This is a genomic window from Nocardioides marmoriginsengisoli (assembly GCF_003725695.1).
In the GTDB taxonomy this organism is placed as follows: domain Bacteria; phylum Actinomycetota; class Actinomycetes; order Propionibacteriales; family Nocardioidaceae; genus Marmoricola; species Marmoricola marmoriginsengisoli.
Genome location: NZ_RJSE01000003.1, coordinates 191,892 through 212,085, shown reverse-complemented (window position 1 = coordinate 212,085; position 20,194 = coordinate 191,892). Strand labels below are relative to the sequence as shown.

Here is a 20,194-nt window from a genome sequence, read left to right as displayed (position 1 = left end):
ACGAGTGGGCCGGAGTTGTCACCCGTCGGAGATAATCGACCCGTGACCTCCCTCGACCCCGCGATCTCCGCCCGCCTCAAGCGCAACGACCAGGGCCTGGTGCCCGCCGTGGTGCAGCAGCACGACACCGGCGAGGTGCTGATGCTGGGCTGGATGGACGACGAGGCGTTGCACCGCACGCTGACCACCGGTCGCGGCACGTTCTGGAGCCGGTCGCGCAACGAGTACTGGGTCAAGGGCGAGACGTCGGGGCACCGCCAGCACGTCGTCGAGGTCCGCCTCGACTGCGACGGCGACACCCTGCTGGTGAAGGTCGACCAGGAGGGGCCGGCCTGCCACACCGGTGCCCGGACCTGCTTCGACGAGGACCTGCTGGGGCCGGACCGTGGCTGAGGTCAGCGGTCGCCGTACCTTCGGGCCGATCCTCCTGGCCGGCGTCGCGACCGGGGCTCTGGCCGCGGTCGCGTCCTCGCAGACCTGGCTCACCGCGAACGGCGACGCCGCCGGCATCCGGGTCAGCGTCGAGATCTCCGGGTCGGACGCGGCACCGCTCGCCCTCGCCCTCGCGCTGGTCTCCCTGGCCAGCTGGGGAGTCGTCCTGGTCTCCGGTACGACGGCCCGCCGGCTCGCGCTGGTGGTCGGTGCCGCGGCGACGATCGGGGTGCTGATCGTCGCGTTCGGTCTCGACGGCGACGGTGTCGCCGGGCGGGCGCTCGCGGACCGGGGAGCGAGCGCGGTGCGCGACCTCAGTCACCGGCCGTGGCTCTGGACGACCGTGGTCGCCGCGGTGCTGCAGCTCGGTGCCCTGGTGGCGGGCTTCCGGAGCGCGCCGACCTGGCCCTCGATGAGCAGCCGATACGACGCCCCGGCAGCAGCCGCGTCCGCGGCGGACCCCGACGCGGACCCCGCCGACGTCGACGACCTGACCCTCTGGAAGGCGCTCGACGAGGGTCAGGACCCGACCGCGCGCTGACCCGCCGGACGACGCCCCCTAGACTGCTCACGCCCGTACCTGCACCCGGTGCCTCGCCACCGGTGCCTCAGCAAGGAGTCGAAACCCATGTCGGACAACCACGGCAACACCCCTGCAGCCTGGACCGCCGTGATCCTCGGACTGGCCGGCTTCGTGGTGGGCGGGATCGGTGTGATGGTCACCTCGATGCCGCTGTTCTGGGTCGGCGTCGCGTTCGCTCCGGTCGCCCTGATCACGTTCTACGTGATGATCCGGATGGGCTTCCACGACAGCCACTGACCGGGTCGGGGTTCCGCGCCCGGAAATCGGGTTGCGGAGCGTGAGAACCTAGGGCTGGCAATGGCGCTGGCATTCGAAAGACCGTGCAACCAGTGAGGCTCACCATGTCCGTCCTCGACGACATCGTCGCCGGCGTCCGCGAGGACCTGGCCGTCCGTCAGGCTCGTACGCCGCTCGCCGAGGTCCGCGCCCAGCTCGCCGACGTCGACCCCGCGCGCGACCCGATGCCGGCGTTCCGGGCACCGGGACTGAGCCTGATCGCCGAAGTCAAGCGCCGCTCGCCCAGCAAGGGCGCGCTCGCCGACATCCCGGACCCGGCGGCGCTCGCGACGGCCTACGCGGCCGGTGGCGCGGACGCGATCTCGGTGCTGACCGAGGAGCGCCGGTTCTCCGGGTCGCTCGCCGACCTGTACGCGGTGCGTGCCGCCGTACCGACGCCGATCCTGCGCAAGGACTTCATCGTCACCGAGTACCAGCTCCTCGAGGCGCGGGCCGGCGGGGCGGACCTGGCGCTGCTGATCGTCGCGGCCCTGGATGACGCCGCTCTCGCCGACCTGTACGCGACCGCCCGCGGCCTCGGCCTGACCGTGCTGGTCGAGGTGCACGACGAGGACGAGGTCGAGCGGGCGCTGGCCGTCGGCACCGAGCTGCTCGGCGTGAACGCCCGCAACCTCAAGACCCTCGAGGTCGACCCGGACGCGTTCGGCCGGCTGGCCGCGCTGGTCCCGGACGGCATCGTCAAGGTCGCCGAGTCCGGCATCGGCGGACCCTCCGACGCCGGTCGCTTCGCCGCCCAGGGCGCCGACGTCGCGCTCGTCGGCGAGGCCCTGGTCAAGGACGGCGACCCGACCAGCGCGGTCGCCGCGATCCGCAACGCGGGAGGAGCCCGATGAGCACGGGGACACCGGGAGGATTCTGGGGACCCGACGAGACCGGTCACTTCGTCAGCGGCGACGTGCAGTGGGGCGGCCGGTTCATGCCGGAGGCGCTGATCGCGGAGCTCGACGAGCTCACCGCCGTGTGGACCGACGCGATGGCCGACCCGGAGTTCCTCGACGAGTTCGCCCGCCTGCTCCGCGAGTACGCCGGCGTGCCGAGCCTGCTCTACGAAGCCACCCGGCTGTCCGAGCACGCCGGTGCCCGGATCCTGCTCAAGCGCGAGGACCTGAACCACACCGGTGCCCACAAGATCCGCAACGTCCTCGGCCAGGCGCTGCTCGCCAAGCGGATGGGCAAGACCCGGCTGATCGCCGAGACCGGCGCCGGCCAGCACGGCGTCGCGACCGCCACGGCGGCGGCGTACCTGGGTCTGGAGTGCGCGGTCTACATGGGCAAGGTCGACACCGAGCGGCAGGCCCTCAACGTCGCCCGGATGAACCTGCTCGGCGCCGAGGTGATCGCCGTCGACTCCGGCAGCATGACGCTGAAGGACGCGATCAACGAAGCCATCCGGGACTGGGTCGCCAGCGTCGAGCACACGGCGTACTGCTTCGGTACGGCGGCCGGCCCGCACCCGTTCCCGGCGATGGTCCGGGACTTCTGCCGCGGCATCGGTGACGAGGCCCGGGTGCAGGTGCTGGAGCAGTTCGGCGCGCTGCCCGACATCGTCACCGCGTGCGTCGGCGGCGGATCGAACGCGATCGGCATGTTCACCGCGTTTCTCGACGACGCGGACGTCCGGATCGTCGGCTTCGAGGCAGGTGGCGACGGGGTCGAGACGCCGCGGCACGCCGCCACCATCCACGCCGGCGAGGTCGGCGTCCTGCACGGAGCCCGTACCTACGTCCTCCAGGACGAGGACGGCCAGACGATCGAGTCGCACTCGATCTCGGCCGGCCTCGACTATCCGGGCGTCGGGCCGCAGCACTCCCAGCTCGCGCACCTCGGTCGCGCCGACTACCAGCCGGTGACCGATGCCGAGGCGATGGACGCGCTGGCGCTGCTGGCCCGGACCGAGGGCATCATCTGCGCGATCGAGTCGGCGCACGCGGTCGCCGGGTCGCTGCGGCTGGCCGCCGAGAACCCCGGCGCCACGATCCTGATCAACCTCTCCGGACGGGGCGACAAGGACATGGGCACCGCGATCGAGTGGTTCGGACTCGCCTCCTCGGACGTCGACCCTGGCGAGACGCCCGGAGGTGCCCGGTGACCGCCAGCAGCACCGCCGCCTTCGCCACCGCTCGCGCCGAGGGCCGCGCCGCCCTGGTCGGCTACCTGCCGGCCGGCTTCCCGGACGTCCCGGGGTCGATCGAGGCGATGAAGACGATGGTCGACGCCGGCTGCGACGTCATCGAGATCGGCCTGCCCTACAGCGACCCGGTGATGGACGGCCCGACCATCCAGGCCGCCGCCCAGCAGGCCCTCGAAGGGGGAGTGCGCACCCAGGACGTGCTCCGTGCCGTCGAGGCGGTCGCCGCCACCGGCACCCCGACGCTGATCATGACGTACTGGAACCCGGTGGAGCGGTACGGCGTGGAGCGGTTCGCCCGCGACCTCGCCAACGCCGGAGGAGCGGGCCTGATCACGCCCGACCTGACCCCCGACTCGGGTGGCGCGTGGATCGCCGCTGCCGACGCCCACGACCTGGACAAGGTCTTCCTGGTGGCGCCGTCCTCGACCGATGCCCGGTTGGAGATGACCACGCGAGCCTGTCGCGGGTTCGTCTACGCGACCGCGGTGATGGGCGTGACGGGTGCCCGGGCCAGCACCAGCGACCTCGCCGGCCCGCTGGTCGCGCGCACCAAGGCCACCGTCGCCGGCTGGGGCGGCGACCTGCCCGTCGGGGTCGGACTCGGCGTTTCCAACGGCGACCAGGCGGCCGAGGTGGCCGGCTACGCCGATGCCGTGATCGTGGGGTCGGCCTTCGTCCGCCCGCTCCTCGACGCCGGCAGCGACCGGGCCGCGGGGCTGGCCGCGCTGCGCGCCCTCACCGAGGACCTGGCGCGGGGCGTCCGCGCCGGATGAGGACCCGACTGGCATGATCGAGACGCTCAGGCCCGCTACCGAGGAGTCGTCGTGATCGCCCAGTTCATCCCCAGCCCGTCGCAGGGCGTCTGGGACCTCGGCCCGTTGCCGGTCCGGGCCTACGCACTCTGCATCATCCTCGGTGTCGTCGCCGCGGTCTGGCTCGGCGAGAAGCGCTGGGTCGCGCGGGGCGGCAAGGCGGGCCAGGTCGGCGACATCGCGCTCTGGGCGGTGCCCTTCGGGCTGATCGGTGCTCGCGCGTACCACGTCGCGACCGACCACGCGCTCTACTTCGGTGAGGGCCGGAACGCGCTCGACGCGCTCAAGGTCTGGCACGGCGGCCTCGGCATCTGGGGCGCGATCGCCGGTGGCGTCCTCGGCGGTGCGCTGGCCTGCCGGCGGTACGGGATCCGGATCCTGCCGCTGATGGACGCGCTCGCGCCGGCGCTGCTGCTGGCCCAGGCGATCGGCCGCTGGGGCAACTACTTCAACTCCGAGCTGTTCGGCGGGAAGACCACCAAGCCGTGGGGCCTGGAGATCGCCCGGGACAAGATCCCGTCGGGCTTCGACATCGACAAGAACTTCCCGGACGGCGCGCCGTACACGTTCCACCCGACGTTCCTCTACGAGTGCATCTGGAATCTCGGCGCGATGGGCGTGGTCATCTACCTGGACCGCAAGCTCAAGCTCGGCTTCGGGCGCGCGTTCGCGCTCTACGTGATGGCCTACTGCGCCGGCCGGGGCTGGATCGAGCACCTGCGGATCGACACGGTGGAGTACAACGACGTCCTCGGCCTGCGCCTGAACGTGTGGACCTCGATCATCCTCTTCGCCCTCGCGCTCGGCTACTTCGTGATCGTCGGACGCCGGCACCCGGCCCCGAACAGCCGCGAGGAGTCGGTCTACCTCGACGGTCACCAGCCGCCGGAAACGGACTCCGGGCTGGTCACGGAGCCCGTCGCGGCCGCTCCGGCGGGTCAGGCTGTGGACAACTCGGACACCCCGGACGCCTCCAAGGACCCGGCTCCTGACCCCGAAACGCCGGTCTGACCTGCGGTTATGGATCCATGGGTGTGGTGTTCGGCACCCGCCCAACGCGTGAAACCGATGAGCGCGCGAGGGCTCTGCTGTTGTAGGCTGAACCTTCTTCCGCACGGGCCAGTGAAGTCCTGTGCAGCATGCTTCCACCGCCGCACTGAGCCGAGCCCCTTCGTGGGGAGCAGCCGCGTGCGCTAGACGACGACGGGAGAATGCAGATGCACGCATTCCCGCCAGCCGCTGGACTCTTCGGACGACCTGCTCCGCAGGGCCTGTACGACGGAACGAACGAGCACGACGCCTGCGGTGTCGCGTTCGTCGCGACCCTCACCGGGGTCCCGAGCCACGACATCGTTTTCAAGGCGCTCACCGCCTTGCGCAACCTGGAGCACCGCGGTGCCGCGGGTGCCGAGCCGAACTCCGGTGACGGCGCCGGCATCCTGATGCAGGTTCCGGACCGCTTCTTCCGCGAGGTCGTCGACTTCGACCTGCCCGCCGCGCACGCGTACGCGGTCGGCACCGCGTTCCTCCCCGGCGACGCCGAGCACGCCGCCAAGACGCGCTCCCGGATCGAGGAGATCGCCGCGGAGGAGGGCCTGACCGTCCTCGGCTGGCGCGAGGTCCCCACCGACTCGTCGTCCCTCGGCGCGACCGCGCTGGCCACGATGCCGGCGTTCGCGCAGGTCTTCGTCGCCGCGACCGGCAGCCGGATCCTCGGGATGGGCCTGGAGCGGCTGGCGTTCTGCCTGCGCAAGCGCGCCGAGCGCGAGACCGACGTGTACTTCCCGTCGCTGTCCAGCCGCACCATCGCCTACAAGGGCATGCTCACCACCGACCAGCTCGACCAGGTCTTCCCGGACCTCGTCGACGAGCGGGTCGAGTCCGCGGTCGCGGTCGTGCACTCGCGGTTCTCCACGAACACCTTCCCGAGCTGGCCGCTGAGCCACCCGTACCGGTTCATCGCGCACAACGGCGAGATCAACACCGTGATGGGCAACCGGAACTGGATGCGGGCCCGCGAGGCGCTGCTCTCCAGCGACGTGATCCCCGGAGACCTGGAGCGGCTGTTCCCGATCTGCACGCCGGGTGCCAGCGACTCGGCCTCGTTCGACGAGGTCCTCGAGCTGCTGCACATGGGCGGTCGCAGCCTGCCGCACGCGGTGCTGATGATGATCCCGGAGGCGTGGGAGAACCACACCGAGATGGACGCCCAGCGCAAGGCGTTCTACGAGTTCCACTCCGCGCTGATGGAGCCGTGGGACGGGCCGGCGTGCGTGGTCTTCACCGACGGTGCACAGGTCGGCGCGGTCCTGGACCGCAACGGTCTGCGCCCGAGCCGCTACTGGGTCACCGACGACGGCCTCGTCGTGCTGGCCTCCGAGGTCGGCGTGCTCGACCTCGACCCGGCGACGATCGTCCGCAAGGGCCGGCTGCAGCCGGGCCGGATGTTCCTGATCGACACCGAGGAGCACCGGATCATCGAGGACGAGGAGATCAAGTCCACCCTCGCCGCCGAGAACCCGTACGACGAGTGGCTGCACGCCGGGCTGATCAAGCTCAGCGACATCGCCGACCGCGAGCACGTGGTGCACAGCCACGCCTCGGTGACGCGCCGCCAGCAGATCTTCGGCTACACCGAGGAGGAGCTGCGCGTCCTGCTCACCCCGATGGCGAACAACCCGGCCGAGCCGATCGGCTCGATGGGCACCGACACGCCGATCGCGGTGCTCTCGGACCGGCCGCGGCTGCTCTTCGACTACTTCGCGCAGCTCTTCGCGCAGGTGACCAACCCGCCGCTGGACGCGATCCGCGAGGAGCTCGTCACCAGCCTCAACGGCACCATCGGCCCGGAGGCCAACCTGCTCGACCCCGGTCCGGCCTCGTGCCGCCAGGTGGTGCTGCCGTTCCCGGTGATCACCAACGACGAGCTCGTCAAGATCCGGCACATCAACCGTGACGGCGACATGCCCGGGTTCGTCACGCACGTCTCCCGCGGCCTCTACGAGGTGGCCGGTGGCGGCGAGGCGCTGGCCGCCCGCCTGGACGCGATCTGCGTCGAGGTCTCCGAGGCGATCGCCGCCGGAGCCCGGGTGATCGTGCTCTCGGACCGGCACTCCGACGCCGTGCACGCGCCGATCCCGTCGCTGCTGATGACGGCCGCGGTCCACCACCACCTGGTCCGGCAGAAGACCCGCACCCAGGTCGGCGTGATCGTCGAGGCCGGTGACGTCCGCGAGGTGCACCACGTCGCGACCCTGATCGGCTACGGCGCCGCCGCGGTGAACCCGTACCTGGCGATGGAGACCGTCGAGGACCTGGCCCGGGACGGCTTCTACGTGAAGTCCGAGCCGGAGCAGGCCGTCAAGAACCTGGTGAAGTCGCTCGGCAAGGGCGTCCTCAAGGTGATGTCCAAGATGGGTGTCTCCACGGTCGCGTCGTACACCGGTGCCCAGATCTTCGAGGCCCTCGGCCTCTCCGAGGAGCTGGTCGGCAAGTACTTCACCGGCACCACCTCCAAGCTCGGCGGCGTCGGTCTCGACGTGATCGCCGAGGAGGTCGCGCTGCGGCACCGCACGGCGTACCCGATCGACGGCATCGCGCCGGCGCACCGGGACCTGGCGATCGGCGGCGAGTACCAGTGGCGTCGCGAGGGCGAGCTGCACCTGTTCAACCCGGAGACGGTCTTCCGGCTCCAGCACGCCACCCGGTCGGGTCGCTACGACGTCTTCAAGCAGTACACGAAGGCGGTCGACGAGCAGTCCGAGAAGTTGATGACGATGCGCGGGCTGTTCGCGTTCAAGGACGCCGAGAGCACCGGCCGGGCACCGATACCGATCGACGAGGTCGAGCCGATCAGCGCGATTGTGAAGCGGTTCTCCACCGGGGCGATGTCGTACGGCTCCATCTCGATGGAGGCGCACGAGACCCTGGCGATCGCGATGAACCGGCTCGGCGGCAAGTCGAACACCGGTGAGGGCGGCGAGGACGCCGAGCGCCTCTACGACCCGGAGCGCCGCTCGTCGATCAAGCAGGTCGCCTCGGGACGCTTCGGCGTCACCGCGGAGTACCTGACCAACTCCGACGACGTCCAGATCAAGATGGCGCAGGGCGCCAAGCCCGGTGAGGGCGGCCAGCTGCCCGGCAACAAGGTCTACCCGTGGGTGGCCAAGACCCGGCACAGCACGCCCGGTGTCGGCCTGATCTCGCCGCCGCCGCACCACGACATCTACTCGATCGAGGACCTGGCCCAGCTGATCCACGACCTGAAGAACGCGAACCCGGCTGCCCGGGTGCACGTGAAGCTGGTCGCCGAGGTCGGCGTCGGCACGGTCGCCGCGGGTGTCTCCAAGGCGCACGCCGACGTGGTGCTGATCTCCGGCCACGACGGCGGTACGGGCGCCTCGCCGCTGACCTCGTTGAAGCACGCGGGCGGTCCCTGGGAGCTCGGCCTGGCCGAGACCCAGCAGACGCTGCTGCTCAACGGGCTCCGCGACCGGATCGTGGTGCAGACCGACGGCCAGCTGAAGACCGGCCGGGACGTCGTCATCGCGGCACTGCTCGGCGCCGAGGAGTACGGCTTCGCCACCGCTCCGCTGGTGGTCTCCGGCTGCATCCTGATGCGGGTCTGCCACCTGGACACCTGCCCGGTCGGCGTCGCGACCCAGAACCCGGTGCTGCGCGAGCGCTACTCCGGCAAGGCCGAGTACGTCGTGAACTTCTTCGAGTACGTCGCCGAGGAGGTCCGCGAGATCCTCGCCGAGCTCGGGTTCCGCACCCTGGACGAGGCGATCGGCCACGCCGAGGTGCTCGACTCCGTCAAGGCGGTCGAGCACTGGAAGGCGTCCGGCCTGGACATCGCGCCGATCTTCCACGTCCCGGACCTGCCCGAGGGAGCCGCCCTGCGGAACACCACCGGCCAGGACCACGGTCTGGACAAGGCGCTCGACAACGAGCTGATCGCGCTCTGCGCCCCGGCGCTCGAGTCCGGTGAGCCGGTCCGCGCCCAGGTGAAGGTGCGCAACGTCAACCGGACCGTGGGCACGATGCTCGGCCACGAGGTCACCAAGCGCTACCGCGCGGCCGGTCTTCCCGAGGGCACGATCGACCTCACCCTGGTCGGCTCGGCGGGTCAGTCCTTCGGCGCGTTCGTGCCGCCGGGCATCACGCTGCGCCTGGAGGGTGACGCCAACGACTACGTCGGCAAGGGCCTCTCCGGCGGGCGCGTCGTCGTCCGCCCGGACCGGTCTGCGACCTTCGACGCCTCGGAGCAGGTGATCGCGGGCAACACGATCGGGTACGGCGCGACGTCGGGCCAGATCTTCCTGCGCGGCCGGGCCGGTGAGCGCTTCTGCGTCCGCAACTCGGGTGCGACCGCGATCGTCGAGGGCGTGGGCGACCACGGCTGCGAGTACATGACCGGCGGCACCGTGATCGTGCTCGGCCCGACCGGGCGCAACTTCGCGGCCGGGATGAGCGGCGGGACGGCGTACGTGCTGGACCTCGACGCGGGTCGCGTCAACGGCGAGCTGGTCGACCTCGGCCAGGTCCCGGCGGCGGAGTCCGACTTCCTCAGGGGTCTGGTCACCGCGCACTTCGAGGAGACCGGCTCCACGGTCGCCGAGGAGCTGCTCGCCGACTGGACCGCCGCGCTGCCCCGCTTCACCGAGGTGATGCCGCGCGACTACCGCACCGTGATGGAGGCCAAGGCGAAGGCCGAGGCCGACGGGCTCGACGAGGCCGAGACCGCGAAGAAGATGATGGAGAGTCTTCATGGGTGAGCTTGCGAGTCCCGTGAAGACCATCAGCACAGTCATGGCGCCGTGCGTGCCGACGAAGGAGGCCTCGCATGGCTGACCCCAAGGGTTTCTTGAACCACGGCCGCCAGGTCGCCGACCGGCGTCCCGTCGACGAGCGCGTCCAGGACTGGAACGAGGTCTACCCCGGTGGCCCCGGTCGGGCGCTGCTGCCGATCATCCGTGAGCAGGCCTCGCGCTGCATGGACTGCGGGATCCCGTTCTGCCACCAGGGCTGCCCGCTCGGCAACATCATTCCCGAGTGGAACGACCTGGTGTACCGGGACGACTGGGACGCGGCGATCGAGCGGTTGCACGCGACGAACAACTTCCCGGAGTTCACCGGACGGCTCTGCCCGGCGCCGTGCGAGACCGCCTGCGTGCTCGGCATCAACCAGGACCCGGTGACGATCAAGAACGTCGAGGTCTCGATCATCGAGCGCGCGTTCGAGTCGCACAACGTCCGTCCGCAGCCGCCCGAGTGGCTCTCCGGCAAGACCGTCGCCGTGGTCGGCTCCGGGCCGGCGGGTCTCGCGGTGGCGCAGCAGCTGACCCGGGCCGGGCACACCGTCGCGGTGTACGAGCGTGCCGACAAGATTGGCGGGCTGATGCGCTACGGCATCCCCGAGTTCAAGATGGAGAAGAAGGTCCTGGACCGTCGTCTCGAGCAGATGCGGCGGGAGGGCACCGTCTTCCGGGCGGGCGTCGACGTCGGCGGCGAGCTGACCGGCGAGAAGCTGCGGGAGCGGTACGACGCCGTGGTGCTCGCGATCGGTTCCACGATCGCCCGTGACCTCCCGGTCCCCGGGCGTGAGCTCGGCGGCATCCACCAGGCGATGGAGTTCCTGCCGCAGGCCAACCGGGTCGCGGTCGGCGAGCCGGCGACCTCGGACGGCTCGGCCCAGATCGTCGCCACCGGCAAGCACGTCGTGATCATCGGCGGCGGCGACACCGGCGCGGACTGCCTGGGCACCTCCACCCGTCAGGGCGCGGCCTCGGTCACCCAGCTGGAGATCATGGCGCGCCCCGGCGAGGACCGCCCCGGCAACCAGCCGTGGCCGACGTACCCGATGACCTTCCGGGTCTCCTCCGCCCACGAGGAGGGGGGAGACCGCGTGTACGCCGTCTCGACCCAGGAGTTCCTCGGCAACGACGAGGGCAACGTCAAGGCGCTGCGCCTGGTCGAGGTGGACGCCTCGTTCGCCCCGATCGCGGGCACCGAGAAGGAGATCCCGGCGGACCTGGTGCTGCTGGCGATGGGCTTCGTCGGACCGGAGCAGGGCGGCGTCGTCGACCAGCTCGGTGTCGAGCTCGACGAGCGCGGCAACATCGTCCGCGACAAGGACTACGCCTCCACCGTCAAGGGCGTCTACGTCGCCGGCGACGCCGGTCGCGGCCAGTCCCTGATCGTCTGGGCGATCGCCGAGGGGCGTGCTGCCGCGGCGGCGGTCGACAAGTACCTCACCGGCGGGGCCACCACCCTCCCGGCGCCGATCCCGCCCACCGAGCGCCCGGTCACCGCCTAGTCGCCGAACGGGCCCGATCTGTCGGTCGAGCGGGCCCGTTCTGCCCGATGACTGGGCCCCACCTGGCGACTGAACGTCGGTCGTTCACCACCCGTTCATCGCGGCGCGGCGAACGGGTTGGATCGTTCCAGGTCCGGACCGATACCCTGGTGTCGTGATCCTCACTGCGTTCGTCAACGTCGCTTCGCCCACTCGGTCTCGACGAGCAGGTTCGCGACGTGCGTAGAGCAAAGATCGTCTGCACCCTCGGCCCTGCGGTCTCCACGAAGGAGAGCATCCGGGCGCTGGTGGACGCAGGCATGGACGTCGCCCGACTGAACCTGAGCCACGGCACCCACGCCGAGCACGAGGCCGTCTACCGGATGGTGCGGGAGGCCTCGGACGAGAGCGGCCACGGCGTCGGCATCTTCGCCGACCTCCAGGGCCCGAAGATCCGGCTCGGCTGGTTCCGCGACGGCGGTGTCCGGTTGCAGACCGGCCAGTCCTTCACGATCACCACCCGGGAGATCTCCGGGGACAACGAGATCGCCGGTACGACGTACGAGGGCCTGCCCGGCGACGTCAACGAGGGCGACCAGATCCTGATCGACGACGGCAAGGTGCGGCTCCGGGTCACCGCGGTCGAGGGCACCGAGGTGCACACCACGGTCGTCGTCGGCGGCCGGGTCAGCGACCACAAGGGCATCAACCTGCCGGGCGTCCCGGTCAGCGTCCCGGCGCTCTCCGAGAAGGACGTCGAGGACCTGCGCTGGGCGCTGCACCTGACGGTGGACTTCATCGCGCTCTCGTTCGTGCGCTCGGCCAAGGACGTCGAGGACGTCCGCCAGATCATGCGCGAGGAGGGAGTGATGCTCCCGGTGATCGCGAAGATCGAGAAGCCGCAGGCGATCGACAACCTCGACGAGGTGATCAAGGCCTTCGACGGGTTCATGGTGGCCCGCGGCGACCTCGGCGTCGAGTGCCCGCTGGAGGACGTGCCGTTCCTGCAGAAGCGGGTGGTCGCCAAGGCGCGCCGCAACGCCAAGCCGGTGATCGTGGCGACCCAGATGCTGGAGTCGATGATCTCCAACCCGGCCCCGACGCGGGCGGAGGCCTCCGACGTGGCGAACGCGGTGCTCGACGGTGCCGACGCGGTGATGCTCTCCGGCGAGACCAGCGTCGGGGAGTACCCCATCGAGACGGTCCGCACGATGGCCCGGATCATCTCCTCGACCGAGGACCACGAGCTCGAGCGGATGGCGGCCATCGACTGGCAGCCGAAGACCCGCGGCGGCGTGATCGCCAAGGCGGCGGCCGAGGTGGCCGAGCGGGTCGGCGCGAAGTACCTGGTCGCGTTCACCCAGTCGGGTGACTCGGCCCGGCGGCTGGCACGCTACCGCGGCACCATCCCGGTGCTGGCCTTCACCCCGGAGGCATCGGTGCGTTCGCAGCTGTCGATGACCTGGGGCGTCGAGACCTTCAAGACGGTCGCCGTCGAGCACACCGACCAGATGGTGCGTCAGGTCGACGAGCAGCTGCTCTCGCTGGCGCGGGTCCAGGAAGGCGACCTGGTGGTGATCATCGCCGGCAGCCCTCCGGGCATCCCCGGCTCGACGAACGCGCTGCGCATCCACCGGATGGGCGACGCGATCAACGAGGTGGCTCCGGCGTACCGGAGCAAGTGAGTCCGCTCCGCCAGCGCTCCACCTCGGCCGGGTTCCGCAGGCGGACCACCGGGAGCTCGGGACGGTCGCTGAGCACCTGATCGACCCGTTCGGCGGCGCGCGGATGGCTGGACCACGCCCACCGGATGATGTGCTCGGGGTCGGTGAAGATCTTGCGCAGCGGACCTTCGCGGTTGCCGTTCCACAGCACCTCGCGACGGAACCGCCGGCGCAAGGTCCGCCGGGTCACCCGCCACATCGCGACCGGCCGCGGAGTGTTGAGCCAGACCATCAGGTCGCAGCGCGCCAGCAGGATGGGCTGGGCGTCGGCGTACTGCCACTCGGTGATCCAGGTGTCCTGGGCGGCGAGCGCCCGTACGTCGTCCAGGAACTCCGGCCGCGGCGTCCAGTCCGGCCCGTGGAACAGCGCGTCGATCTCGGTGTGCGGCAGGTCGAGGTCGACGGCGAGCGCCGCGGCCAACGTGGTCTTGCCGCCGCCGGAACTGCCGTTCACCAGGACCCGCTGCGGCCTGCTCGGAAGGTGGTCGTCGGGTCCCCAAAGCACCAGTTCAGCCTAGGCGCCTCACCCCAAAAGGATGAGATCCCGGCGCACAATCTCATCCTTTTGGGATGAGGCGCCATCGCCCACTGCCTACTACCTTCGTGCGCAGCTGGACGCTCGGGCGTCCGGGCGCGAGCAGCGCCTGGTCACCCACTCTGACCGCCTCGGACCGTCCGGGGCAACGAAGGAGTAGGGAGACACATGAAACTCACATCACGACGACTGGGCTCGGCGATCGCCGCGGCCGGTCTGGTCCTGGGTACGACGACACTGGTCGCGTCGCCGGCTACGGCAGCCGATTGCAACAACACGGTCAGGTGGTGGGCGGGCTACAACGACCTCCACACCAACGCGTTCAAGGCCGACTACACACCGATTCGGAACGGTCCGTACACGTCCTGCGCGAAGGTCTCGAATGGTCACCGCTGGACCGATATCCGGTTTCACTGCATCGGCACCAATGACAACAGAGTGGTATGGGCCCACATCGCGAACACCAACTACGGCTCAGAAGGTTGGGTTCTCGGCAGCAGTCTGACCACCGCTGTGCAGAACGCCCGAGTCAGGCTCTGCTAGGTCGCCCTCAGTAACAGACCTGGGCTCGGCTCTGCCTTGTCGGCCGGGCCGAACCCAGGCTCTGTGCCAACCATGCTGTTGAGGAAGTGGGTTGCACATGTTTGGACGAGGACTGCGCGACGTCGCACGGAACAGTGCCCTGGTCATGCTCTTCGCCCTGGGAGCGTGCTCGGGTGCTGAGCGTTCCGACGTCGCCTCGGTTGAACCTGATAGGCCACCGTCGACCGTGCCGAAGAAGGGCGCGGACGCGGTCGAGGCGTACCTGGCGAAGCAGAAGAGCTTTGTCGCGTGTGTCCGGAAGAACGGCTTTCCCGCCATGCAGGACCCCGATGAGTTCGGCGGCTTCGTGATGAAGGATTTCATGGCGATGGAGGGTGACCTCATGGCCAAGATCATGCCGATCTGCGAGCCGATCATCGATGGTGTCAAGGTCCCTCAAGAGCTAGTGGATCTGGCGAGGGAGGCCAGTGCCGCGAAGATGACTCCTGCGGAGAAGAAGCGCGAGGTCGACTTCGCCCACTGTATGCAGGAGAACGGCGTGCCGGAGTATCCGGACCCGCACGCGAATGGCCTGCCGGCGGAACCCCCGTGGCAGGGCTTCCGCCCGACGGCTCCGACCCCTCCAGGCCTGGAGCGGGCTCATGATGCCTGTCTGCACCTCATGCGAGGCCCTGGAGACCCGGCCTGGCCCGACGATGCGCGGTAGCGACGAACGATCCGGCTCCCGGTCGCGGTACGTCGTCGGGGTCTGCGTGCTGGCACTCCTCGGAGCGGCGATCGCCGGCTGGTTCCTGCTCGGTGCCGGGGACACCCGGGACGAGACCGGTCGTGAACCCGACGTCGAGCTCATCGCGGTCGCGCGCACGGACCTGACCGTCGGCACCTCCTTGCAGGGCGAGCTGGGCTTCGGTTCGACCCGGACGATCCCGTTCCTGGTGTCGGGGACGGTGACCTGGCTGCCCCCGGTCGGGATGAAGGCGGAGCTGGGTGACCCGCTGGTCAAGGTCGACAACCGGCCGGTGGTGCTGCTGTACGGCGAGACCCCTGCCTACCGCGCGATGTCGGCAGGCTCGGGCGGAGGACCACGGAAGCCCGGTGGTTCTCCGGCGGACTCTCCGGACGCCGAGCCGGTGCCACCGACCCCACCGTCGACCGGGCCCGACGTCGAGCAGCTGGAAGCAGGGCTCTCGGCGCTCGGCTACACCGGGTTCGACGTGGACGAGGAGTTCACCCCGGGCACCGCAGCCGCCGTACGGCGCTGGCAGCGGGATCTCGGCATCCCGGAGACCGGGACCGTGGCGCTCGGCGATGTGGTGTTCCTGCCGGAGCCGGTCCGGCTGCACCCGGATGCCGACGCGCTGGGCCGGCCGATCAGCGACACCTCGGTCACCCGGAGCGGAACGACCAAGCTGGTCACCGTCGAGGCGGAGAGTGCCGACTGGGCCACGAAGGGCGCGCGCGTCCGGGTACTGCTGCCCAGCCAGCGTTCGGTTCCCGGGCGGGTCGTCGCGTCCGCGGCGACCGTCGACACGGAGTCGGGAGCCGGCCCGGGCAAGCAGGTCCGGATCAGCCTGGACCGCCCGCCGCGCGGCGTGGGGCAGGTCACCGTCACCTACGTGTCGGCGCAGCGTCGTGGCGTGCTGGCCGTTCCGGTCACGGCGCTGGTGGCGGTCGCCGAAGGCGGCTACGCGGTCCAGCGCGAGGACGGGGAGTACGTCGCCGTGCAGCCGGGCCTGTACGCCGAGGGCCTGGTCGAGATCTCCGGGGCAGTCGGCCCGGGCACCCGGGTACGCGTCCCGAGATGACCGACGCCGCGGTCATCGAGTGCACCGACGTCAGCCGGGTCTACCCCGGGGGCGTGCGCGCCCTCGACCGGGTGAGCCTGGCGGTGCGGCCGGGGGACTTCCTGGCCGTGGTCGGACCGTCCGGCTCCGGCAAGTCCACCCTGCTGCAGCTGATGGGCGCGCTCGACCGGCCCACCGGGGGAGAGGTCCGGGTCGCCGGCACCGAGCTCGGGCGGCTGTCGGACGGCGCACTGTCCCGCCTGCGCGGCGAGACGATCGGCTTCGTCTTCCAGCAGTTCCACCTCTCGCCGCTGATGAGCGTCTGCGACAACGTCGCCGAGGGCCTGCTGTACTCGGGAGTCCGGCACCGCGAACGGCGGCTGCTCGCCGTCGACAAGCTGACCCGGCTCGGCCTGGGGCACCGGCTCCGGCACCGCCCGGACGCGTTGTCCGGGGGCGAGCGGCAGCGCGTCGCGATCGCCCGCGCCCTGGTCGGCGACCCGGCGGTGATCCTCGCGGACGAGCCCACCGGCAACCTAGACACTGCGAACGGCGACACCGTGATCGAGATCCTCCGCGGGCTCGCGGCCGGAGGGACCGCGGTGGTGGTGGTCACGCACGACCGCGAGGTGGCGGCCGGGATGGACCGGGTGATCGAGGTCCGCGACGGCCGCATCGTCGACGTACCGGACCGGGTGACGGGTTGAGCCGGCTCAGAACCGGTGACGTCGCCCGGCTCGCGGCCCGGGGTTTGCGCGGGCACCCGGTGCGGTTCCTGCTGTCCGCACTGGGCATCGCGATCGGGGTGGCGGCGATGGTCGCGGTCACCGGCATCGCCCAGTCCTCGCAGGCGGATCTCGACCAGAAGCTCGACCGGCTCGGCACCAACCTGCTCACGGTGCTGCCGGCCGAGGACCTGAACGGGGAGCAGACCCGGCTGCCGCCGACGGCCGCCGCCATGCTCCGCCGGATCGCACCCGTCACCGCCGCCAGCGCGGTTGGTCAGCTCGACGACCTCGGCGCCTACCGGTCGCCGTACGTGCCCGAGGGACAGACCAGCAGCGTGGTGGTGGCGGCCGTGGACACGACCCTCCTGGCGACCGTTCGCGGTGAGGTGAGCCGCGGGCACTGGTTCACGCCCGCGGGCAGCAGGTACCCGACGGTGGTCCTCGGTGCGGCAGCCGCCCGCAGGCTGGGGATCGAGACGCCGGGCACCCGGGTATGGGTCGGTGACCAGTGGGCGGTGGTGGTCGGCGTGCTGGCGCCGCTGGACCTGGCCCCGGAGCTCGACCCGGCGGTGATGCTCCCGGCAGGCTCGGCGCAGCAGTACTTCGGGTCCGACGGCACCGCGACCAGCGTCTACGTGCGCACCGACGAGGACCGGGTCGCAGCGGTCAGTGACGTGGTCCCGGCGACCGCCGCGCCGGAGAGCCCGGAGCTGGTCTCGGTCTCCCGGCCGTCGTCGGCCCTCGAGGCCAAGCTCGCCGCGGACGACGCCCTGGACCAGCTGCTGCTCGGGCTGGCGGCGGTCGGGCTGCTGGTCGGCGGGATCGGGGTCTCGAACACGATGATCATCGCCAGCATCGAGCGCCGTTCGGAGATCGGCCTCCGCCGCGCCCTGGGCGCGACCCGTCCGCACATCGCGATCCAGTTCCTGGCCGAGTCGCTGCTGATGTCAGTCGCCGGCGGGGTCGGGGGAGTCGTGCTGGGATCCCTGGTCACCGCGTACTGGTCGCGGGCACAGGGGGTGCCGCCGGCGCTCCCGGTCTGGGTCGGTGCGCTCGGGATCGGGCTGACGGCGGTGGTGGGCAGTCTTGCCGGGTTGTACCCGGCAGTCCGGGCGAGCCGGGAGTCGCCGGTGTCGGCGCTGGCGTCGTTGTAGGTCGGACCTTCTCGCCGACAAGAGCGGTCGTGTCGTGGACCGACAGTGGTGCCCCGAGTGGGATTCGAACCCACACTGGATGTGGTTTGAGCACATTGCCTCTGCCGTTGGGCTATCGGGGCGGCAGCAGCCGCAAACGGTACCGGATCACCGACCTCTCGACGTCACCCCGGTACGCCGACTAGTAACCTGTGGCCCGTGACCGAGACTCCCGCCGCTGCCCCGAAACGCCGGGTCGTCATCGCCGAGGACGAGTCCCTGATCCGCCTCGACCTCGCCGAGATGCTGGCCGAGGAGGGGTACGACGTGGTGGCGGCCGTCGAGGACGGTGAGCAGGCGATCGCCCGGACCGAGGAGCTCCGTCCGGACCTGGTGATCCTTGACGTGAAGATGCCGCGGCTCGACGGGATCGCCGCGGCCGAGCGGATCGCCTCCCAGCGGATCGCGCCGGTCGTGATGCTGACCGCGTTCAGCCAGCGAGACCTGGTCGAGCGGGCCCGGGACGCGGGTGCGATGGCCTACTTGGTCAAGCCGTTCGGCAAGTCCGACCTGGTGCCGGCGATCGAGATGGCGGTGAGCCGGTTCGCCGAGCTGCAGCTGCTCGAGGCCGAGGTCGCCGACCTCTCCGAGCGCCTGGAGACCCGCAAGGTCGTCGACAAGGCGAAGGGCGTTCTCCAGGAGAAGCTCGGCCTGAGCGAGCCGGACGCGTTCCGGTGGATCCAAAAGACCGCGATGGATCTGCGCCTGTCGATGCGCGAGGTCGCCGACGGCGTCGTCGAGCACGGCATCGAGCCGTCCTGAGGGACTAGTCCGCTCGCCCGGTGGCCGCGTCGCGGTGAACGAGGCTTTCGTCACAACTTGGCAACGGTCCGAATCAGTCCTTCGCGCACGCCCCGCAACGGATTCTCCGGTGCTAGCGTCCCCCAAAACCGCTGATCGGGCTCCTCTGGGCGCTCGATCCGCATCCACCCCGAATGCGGAGGAAAGATGATCCGTTCCAAGAAGACCCTGCGCGGCGTAGTCGCGCTTGCCGGCGTTGCCGCCCTGACGCTGAGCGCCTGTGGCTCGGACGACGGCGACAAGGACAAGGACAACGGCAGCGCGAGCGGGAGCGCTCTCTGCGGCAAGAGCCTCGCCTTCCTCGGCGCTCTGACCGGCGACGCCGGTGCCCTCGGCCAGAACATGGTCAACGGCATCGACCTGGCGCTGAAGGAGTACAACGCCAAGAACGCGGACTGCAAGGTGACCCTGAAGGAGTTCGACTCGCAGGGCAGCCCCGACAAGGCTCCGGCCCTCGCGACCCAGATCATCAACGACGACTCGATCTTCGGCCTGATCGGCCCCGGCTTCTCGGGTGAGTCGCTGGCCACCGGCAAGACGTTCTTCGAGGCCGGCCTGCCGTCGATCTCCCCGTCGGCCACCAACGTGACCATCACCCAGCAGGGTTGGACCACCTGGCACCGGGTCATCGGCAACGACGACGCCCAGGGCAAGGCGGACGCCAAGTACCTGACCGAGACGGCTGGTGCCACCAAGGTCTTCGTCGTCGACGACGGCCAGGACTACAGCAAGGGCCTGGCGGGCACGGTCAAGACCGCGCTCGGCAGCGCGATGGTCGACTCCGACCAGATCTCCGTCGGTGACACCAACATGTCCGCCGTGGTGACCAGCATCAAGAACTCCGGTGCCGACGCCGTGTTCTACGGCGGTTACTACACCGAGGCCGGCCTGCTCGCCAAGCAGCTGCGTCAGGGTGGCTTCAAGGGCACGTTCATGTCGGGTGACGGTTCTCAGGACCCGAACTTCGTCAAGGTCGCCGGTGCTGACGCCGCCAACGGTGCGGTCCTGTCGGCTCCGGCCGGTCCCGCCCCCGCGGGCTTCGAGGCGACGGGTCTGTACGCGACCCAGTCGTACGACGCCACGAACATCTTCCTGGCGGCGCTCGAGGACGGCGCCGAGTCCAGCGAGGACATCAACAAGTTCATCGGCAGCTACACCAACGCCGACGGCATCAGCGGACCGATCGCCTTCGACGACAAGGGCGACATCAAGGAGTCCAAGATCTACGCCTACTTCGTCAAGGACGGCGTGATGGATGTCGAGAACCCCGAGCCGATCGAGTAACGAACCGATCGACTGAGCACTGAATGAAGGCTGCGGCCGGAGGGCGACCT

18 protein-coding genes and 1 tRNA gene are annotated in these 20,194 nt (G+C 70.4%); 17 read left to right on the top strand and 2 right to left on the bottom strand.

The annotated features are described in order from the left end of the window. The first annotated feature begins 42 nt into the window (after window positions 1–42). From hisI to pyk, 10 genes are all read left to right on the top strand, one after another. Entirely contained in the window at window positions 43–393 is a 351-nt protein-coding gene (hisI, locus tag EFK50_RS02970) for a phosphoribosyl-AMP cyclohydrolase (protein WP_123226061.1), read from the top strand. Further along, complete coding sequence (locus EFK50_RS02965; protein ID WP_221177248.1) at window positions 386–973, top strand: Trp biosynthesis-associated membrane protein; 588 nt, start codon at window positions 386–388, stop codon at window positions 971–973. Before hisI ends, EFK50_RS02965 begins: the two co-directional genes overlap by 8 nt. 87 nt (window positions 974–1,060) lie before the next feature. Then, the gene (locus EFK50_RS02960) at window positions 1,061–1,252 is read left to right on the top strand and encodes an HGxxPAAW family protein (RefSeq protein ID WP_123226059.1); all 192 of its coding nucleotides are present in this window, start codon (window positions 1,061–1,063) and stop codon (window positions 1,250–1,252) included. A 104-nt stretch (window positions 1,253–1,356) separates the two neighbouring features. After that, window positions 1,357–2,145, top strand: a complete 789-nt coding sequence (trpC, locus tag EFK50_RS02955) for an indole-3-glycerol phosphate synthase TrpC (protein ID WP_123226058.1) — start codon at window positions 1,357–1,359, stop codon at window positions 2,143–2,145. Then, on the top strand, window positions 2,142–3,401 hold the full coding sequence (gene trpB / locus EFK50_RS02950; RefSeq protein ID WP_123226057.1) for a tryptophan synthase subunit beta: 1,260 nt from the start codon (window positions 2,142–2,144) through the stop codon (window positions 3,399–3,401). The genes trpC and trpB overlap by 4 nt, the downstream gene beginning before the upstream one ends. Continuing rightward, a complete protein-coding gene (trpA, locus tag EFK50_RS02945; RefSeq protein WP_123226056.1) occupies window positions 3,398–4,216 on the top strand; it encodes a tryptophan synthase subunit alpha in 819 nt (272 codons plus the stop codon). The genes trpB and trpA overlap by 4 nt, the downstream gene beginning before the upstream one ends. A gap of 51 nt (window positions 4,217–4,267) precedes the next feature. Continuing rightward, window positions 4,268–5,266, top strand: coding sequence for a prolipoprotein diacylglyceryl transferase (gene lgt / locus EFK50_RS02940; RefSeq protein WP_123226055.1), 999 nt, complete (start codon window positions 4,268–4,270; stop codon window positions 5,264–5,266). A gap of 200 nt (window positions 5,267–5,466) precedes the next feature. After that, window positions 5,467–10,032, top strand: coding sequence for a glutamate synthase large subunit (gene gltB / locus EFK50_RS02935; RefSeq protein ID WP_246004002.1), 4,566 nt, complete (start codon window positions 5,467–5,469; stop codon window positions 10,030–10,032). A 68-nt stretch (window positions 10,033–10,100) separates the two neighbouring features. After that, window positions 10,101–11,573, top strand: coding sequence for a glutamate synthase subunit beta (locus EFK50_RS02930; protein WP_123226054.1), 1,473 nt, complete (start codon window positions 10,101–10,103; stop codon window positions 11,571–11,573). A gap of 218 nt (window positions 11,574–11,791) precedes the next feature. Continuing rightward, on the top strand, window positions 11,792–13,237 hold the full coding sequence (gene pyk, locus EFK50_RS02925; RefSeq protein WP_123226053.1) for a pyruvate kinase: 1,446 nt from the start codon (window positions 11,792–11,794) through the stop codon (window positions 13,235–13,237). On the opposite strand, the gene EFK50_RS02920 is transcribed toward pyk, so the two are convergent. Further along, a complete protein-coding gene (locus EFK50_RS02920; protein ID WP_123226052.1) occupies window positions 13,203–13,781 on the bottom strand; it encodes a P-loop NTPase family protein in 579 nt (192 codons plus the stop codon). The two genes, pyk and EFK50_RS02920, sit on opposite strands and share 35 nt — an antisense overlap. Before the next feature lie 198 nt (window positions 13,782–13,979). Here EFK50_RS02920 and EFK50_RS21790 point away from each other — a divergent pair, with 198 nt between their 5' ends. The 5 genes from EFK50_RS21790 to EFK50_RS02905 all read left to right on the top strand — a co-directional run bounded on the left by EFK50_RS21790 (window position 13,980) and on the right by EFK50_RS02905 (window position 18,020). Then, window positions 13,980–14,354, top strand: a complete 375-nt coding sequence (locus EFK50_RS21790) for a hypothetical protein (RefSeq protein ID WP_148046033.1) — start codon at window positions 13,980–13,982, stop codon at window positions 14,352–14,354. Window positions 14,355–14,499: 145 nt separating this feature from the next. Further along, window positions 14,500–15,060, top strand: a complete 561-nt coding sequence (locus tag EFK50_RS22045) for a hypothetical protein (RefSeq protein ID WP_183407673.1) — start codon at window positions 14,500–14,502, stop codon at window positions 15,058–15,060. Next, window positions 15,050–16,159, top strand: coding sequence for a peptidoglycan-binding domain-containing protein (locus EFK50_RS02915; protein ID WP_183407672.1), 1,110 nt, complete (start codon window positions 15,050–15,052; stop codon window positions 16,157–16,159). The genes EFK50_RS22045 and EFK50_RS02915 overlap by 11 nt, the downstream gene beginning before the upstream one ends. After that, entirely contained in the window at window positions 16,156–16,845 is a 690-nt protein-coding gene (locus tag EFK50_RS02910) for an ABC transporter ATP-binding protein (protein ID WP_123226050.1), read from the top strand. Before EFK50_RS02915 ends, EFK50_RS02910 begins: the two co-directional genes overlap by 4 nt. Next, window positions 16,842–18,020, top strand: a complete 1,179-nt coding sequence (locus EFK50_RS02905; protein WP_123226049.1) for an ABC transporter permease — start codon at window positions 16,842–16,844, stop codon at window positions 18,018–18,020. Before EFK50_RS02910 ends, EFK50_RS02905 begins: the two co-directional genes overlap by 4 nt. Before the next feature lie 46 nt (window positions 18,021–18,066). Here EFK50_RS02905 and EFK50_RS02900 read toward each other — a convergent pair. Then, window positions 18,067–18,142, bottom strand: a tRNA-Leu gene (locus tag EFK50_RS02900). Window positions 18,143–18,218: 76 nt separating this feature from the next. Here EFK50_RS02900 and EFK50_RS02895 point away from each other — a divergent pair. Then, window positions 18,219–18,821, top strand: coding sequence for an ANTAR domain-containing response regulator (locus EFK50_RS02895; protein WP_123226048.1), 603 nt, complete (start codon window positions 18,219–18,221; stop codon window positions 18,819–18,821). Between the two features lie 186 nt (window positions 18,822–19,007). Further along, complete coding sequence (locus EFK50_RS02890) at window positions 19,008–20,144, top strand: branched-chain amino acid ABC transporter substrate-binding protein (protein ID WP_123226047.1); 1,137 nt, start codon at window positions 19,008–19,010, stop codon at window positions 20,142–20,144. The last annotated feature ends 50 nt before the right edge of the window (window positions 20,145–20,194 follow it).